General features: G+C 37.3%; 4 protein-coding genes. 3 read left to right on the top strand and 1 reads right to left on the bottom strand.

The window, feature by feature from the left end; translation table 11 throughout:
• Nucleotides 1–116: 116 nt before the first annotated feature.
• A complete protein-coding gene (locus tag VER_RS10175) occupies nt 117–863 on the top strand; it encodes a class I SAM-dependent methyltransferase (RefSeq protein WP_162100697.1) in 747 nt (248 codons plus the stop codon).
• A 123-nt stretch (nt 864–986) separates the two neighbouring features.
• Here VER_RS10175 and VER_RS10170 read toward each other — a convergent pair whose 3' ends face one another.
• Nucleotides 987–1733, bottom strand: coding sequence for an SIMPL domain-containing protein (locus tag VER_RS10170; RefSeq protein WP_162100696.1), 747 nt, complete (start codon nt 1731–1733; stop codon nt 987–989).
• Between the two features lie 357 nt (nt 1734–2090).
• Between VER_RS10170 and VER_RS10165 the strand changes: the two genes are divergently transcribed.
• Nucleotides 2091–2840 carry a nitroreductase family protein gene (locus VER_RS10165; protein WP_162100695.1) on the top strand — a complete coding sequence of 250 codons (750 nt, stop codon included), beginning with the start codon at nt 2091–2093 and terminating at the stop codon, nt 2838–2840.
• Between the two features lie 98 nt (nt 2841–2938).
• Nucleotides 2939–3811, top strand: a complete 873-nt coding sequence (locus VER_RS10160; protein ID WP_162100694.1) for an NAD(P)/FAD-dependent oxidoreductase — start codon at nt 2939–2941, stop codon at nt 3809–3811.
• The last annotated feature ends 492 nt before the right edge of the window (nt 3812–4303 follow it).

Genomic DNA, 4303 nt, shown 5'->3' with positions numbered 1-4303 from the left:
AAAATATTTTATACTATCAACTTTACAAATAATACTGTCTTTAGGTATACTAAAAGAATATATAAGAAGAAGAAGTTTGGTAGTATAGGTTTGGCAGAATGTGAGTGAAGAAAGATATGGACGGGAATACGACAAGACAGACGTTACAGTTTACAAATCATGCAGAAAAAGAAGTCTTTGTGCAGGGCGTTTTTTCTCATATAGCAAAGCACTATGATTTGATGAATTCGTTATTGAGTTTTCATCAAGATGCATATTGGCGTCGTTTTGCTGTAGAAAAATTAGCGTTAACTGAGGACATGCAGTTATTAGATGTTGCTTGCGGTACGGGTATGCTTACTAAGGAAGCACTACGCCAGATGCCGTCCTTACATATTGAAGCGTTAGATTTTAGTCCTGAAATGTTGGCGCAAGGTGAAGTGCGCTTACATGATGCGGGTTTAATGGATCGCGTTAACCTAGTGGAAGGGGACGCTATGAATTTGCCTTATGAGGCCAATAGTTTTGATTGTGCTATGAGTGCTTTTGCGTTGCGTAATGTGCCTGATATTATTAAAACCCTTAGTGAGATGAAACGAGTGGTTAAGCCTGGTGGTCGTGTGGTGACTCTTGAATTAGCTAAACCAACAGCGTTAGGTTTTAAACAACTCTATTATTTATATTTTGAAAAGATTTTGCCCGTATTGGGTAAATTGAGTAAAGATAACTCTTCCTATGCTTGGTTACCTGAATCCTTGCGTCGTTATCCACATCAATCTAAAGTTTTAGAATATTTTAAAGAAGTAGGCTTTGAGTCTGCTACATACTATGAATTGACTGGCGGTATTGTAGCGGTTCATGTGGGAATCGTACCCGAAGCATAGTTAAGGCTCTGTATAAGTTTATAGCCAGTTGCAAGAATTAATAGGTAAACTAAAAGGGATAGGCCGATGTATTGACCTATCCCTTTATTTAATGTTTGTGCTAAGGTTAGCAGTTAATAATTATTAGTATACGTAGAAAGTAAGATCTACATCTTTACTTACAGTAATATCACCTTGTTCTACTGGTGTAGAAGAACCGAGTGCAGCATCTGCCACTTTATACATACGTAAGGAAGTATTTTCCATAGTATATGTATTAGTGGAACCTACAGAAGCATCTTTAATACTGCCTAATTGTTGACCTAATGCATTAGCAATTACTTCCGCTTGATGACGACCATTTTTTACAGCTTCAGCAGTTAATTGGTCAGTCAAGTTTTGATCCACATCGGCTTGGAAGCTTAAGGATTGGATGTTGTTAGCACCAGCGGCTACAGCGTTATCGATGGCTTGACTAATTTTATTTAAGTCATTAATACGAACCGTTACTGTATTGGAAATTACATAAGATGTAACTTTTTCCTGCTGTTCGTTGTTTTTAGTTGGGCGATATTCGTTGCGTGGTGAAACGGAGAAATTAGAGGTTTGAATTAAATTCTTACTAATACCAAGGCTTGTTAAACGAGCAATCAAATCACTCATAACACGGTCGTTTGTTGTTTTAGCAGCGCCTACAGTAGCAGCTTCGCTAGTAATACCTAAGCGTAATAAAGCATAATTAGGGGCTACGGAACGAGTAGCCGTACCACTAACATGGATTTGTGAACCTGTATCAGCTGGAGCGGCGGCTAAAGCCGAACCAGTAAAACCAGCAGCTAAAGCAGCAATTAAAAGACCACGAGTTACAGTTTTTTTCAATTGAAGTTTCATAATAGACTCCTTTACATTCATAGACTTATTTAGCTTCATAGAAAGTGTTTTCACGAGTTACTGTCATAGAATCTACTCAGTGAGGACAAAACTACACTTCTAAATTTAAAGTAGGTTTTTGTAAAACCTATTAATAGTATAGCAAAAATAAGGCGTTTAGCCAAATTTATTATGCGTTAAACTCATATAGTAAAGCAAAAAGGCTTTATTATGCCCATATAGTATGGACATTCTGACTGTGTATTGCTGAACAGGTGAAAGTTGGGTTAAGACTGGACATTTTAGTAAAATAGTGGTACTGTAAAAAGAGAAAAATCGATATATGTAGATATAATGAGTGATAAAGGAGTTAGTCCTATGAATCCTATTGATGTATTATTAAACCACCGGACTATTCGAGAATTTAAATCGAGTCCAATTCCACCGCAACAATTAAGTATTTTATTAGATGTAGCTAAAAGAACTGCTAGTAGTCAAGGTATGCAAAGCTTTAGCATTATTCGTATTGTTGATCCTGCCATTAAAGCTCAGATAGCAGACGTATGTAATCAAGAATATGTGGCACGGGTGCCTGAATTATTTATCTTCTTAGTAGATGCCTATCGTAATTCCCGAATTGCGCGTGAACAAGGTGTCGTTAGTGATGCCGAACGGGATAGTGATCGTTTCTTCCAAGGTTGGACTGATGCTAGTCTAGCTGCACAGAATATGGTAGCGGCTGCTGAAATGGGTGGCTTTGGTACTGTTTATTTTGGCAGTATTTTGAATAATGTGCCAAGAATGATTGAAATTTTAAAATTACCTGAACTTACATTCCCTATGTTAGGTTTAGGGATTGGCGTACCTAATCAAAAACCACAGTTGAAACCAAGAATGCCAAGAGAAGCTAATGTATTTGACGATGCGTATACTGTATTTGATTCGTATACCGAGTTGTTAGAAGATTACGATGAAGAGATGGAAGAATACTATGATTTGCGTGATACGAATCGTCGTGTAGATTCGTTTACTAAGCAAATTGCTAGTAAGCAACCGGTGCCGATGCGTCAACAATTGATTCAACAAGCAGAAGCACAGGGGTTCAAATTTACAGATGTAAAAAATTAATAGCCAAGAAAGACCGTTTGGTTTAGCACATTGGAGAGGCGCTGGCTGCTTGCTAATGGCGAGTAGCCAGCTGTTTTATTAGATAATAGAGGAACTATATGACCGTATATGATATTGCTATTGTAGGTGGTGGCCCAGCAGGACTTTCGGCAGCTCTCACAGCGCGTGTCCATAATAAATCTGTTATTCTTTTTGAAGCAGCTGGATTTAGTGATAAGTTGCGTAGAGCACACCGAATTGATAATTATCCTGGAATCATGACTATTAGTGGTCCTGATTTTATGGATCAACTCTTAGAACAGACGTTGGCTTATGAGCCTACGATTGCAAAAGAACGAGTGCAATCCGTTTTTATAGGGGCGCCGTTCACAATTATGACTGATGAAAATGTATATCAAGCAAAAAGTGTAATTTTAGCCACTGGTGTTACTATGAGTAAAACAGTGCCAGGCGAGCGTGCTTTATTAGGGCGCGGAGTCAGTTATTGTGCTAGCTGTGATGGTCATTTTTTTGAAAATAAGGATATTGCTGTATATATAAATACATTAGCGTATCAACAAGATGTAGAGTTATTAGCTTCATTAGCAAAAACAATTAATTTGTATATTGGTGGAGCTTTACAATTACCTGCAGAGTGGTTAGCTGCGTTGCCAGCTTCAGTAGTGGTACATAAGCGTGCCATTGTTAATAGTGTAGTAGGGGAACAAAAAGTGACTGCTATTGAAACTAATGAAGGCACCAAAGATGTGGAGGGTGTATTTTTCTTACGTGATTCCTGTCCGCCTGAAAATTTGGTAGAAGGGGTTGTTTTAGAAGGCACATCAGTTGCTGTAGGTCGTAATATGGAGACAAATTATAAAGGACTTTTTGCAGCAGGAGATGTGGCTGGTACCCCTTTACAAGTAGCCAAAGCTGTAGGGGAAGGGCAGATGGCGGCCTTTAGCGCAGTAGCTTTTGCCAGTTTAAATTAATAGCTAATTTAAATTAATAGGTACTATAAGTTAATAGGTTTAAGTTAATAGTTAGTTTAAATTGTTTTAATTTTAAAACATTTAGAGATATAAATAGAGTAGTAGCTACAGAGCTGCTACTTTTTTTATTTTTAGAGGTAGTTTTAGTAAGGCTTTATGGCTGTTCTTATATGGACATTTTAGGAGCGCATAAGAAGAAAATTAATTAATTTTAAAAAAAGTGAAATTTAGGGCTTGACGATATGCCAATAAATCGGTATACTAATCAAGTCGCTGTTACAGAGACATGATGAATCGCTTGAAGTACATTGTTTGCTTGTTTTATAGCAAATAATGAGTGAATAAAAAGAGTTGAAAAATTCTTAAAAAAGTGGTTGACATGATGTTTTCGACGTGTTAGTATATACAAGACGTCGCAACAAGCGATGAAGCAGATCTTTGAAAACTGAACAATGTAAGGTAATCATTTCTGACGAAATGAACATAGCCAGA

The sequence above is a fragment of the Veillonella sp. R32 genome (assembly GCF_010093125.1).
In the GTDB taxonomy this organism is placed as follows: domain Bacteria; phylum Bacillota; class Negativicutes; order Veillonellales; family Veillonellaceae; genus Veillonella_A.
Note: the sequence above shows the minus strand (reverse complement) of the source record. Positions and strands in the feature narration are given on the sequence as shown.

Bases quoted from the DNA above. Each gene is read 5' to 3' on its own strand.
- VER_RS10175 (WP_162100697.1), top strand. From the start codon at position 117: ATGGACGGGAATACGACAAGACAGACGTTACAGTTTACAAATCATGCA.
- VER_RS10170 (WP_162100696.1), bottom strand. From the start codon at position 1,733: ATGAAACTTCAATTGAAAAAAACTGTAACTCGTGGTCTTTTAATTGCT.
- VER_RS10165 (WP_162100695.1), top strand. From the start codon at position 2,091: ATGAATCCTATTGATGTATTATTAAACCACCGGACTATTCGAGAATTT.
- VER_RS10160 (WP_162100694.1), top strand. From the start codon at position 2,939: ATGACCGTATATGATATTGCTATTGTAGGTGGTGGCCCAGCAGGACTT.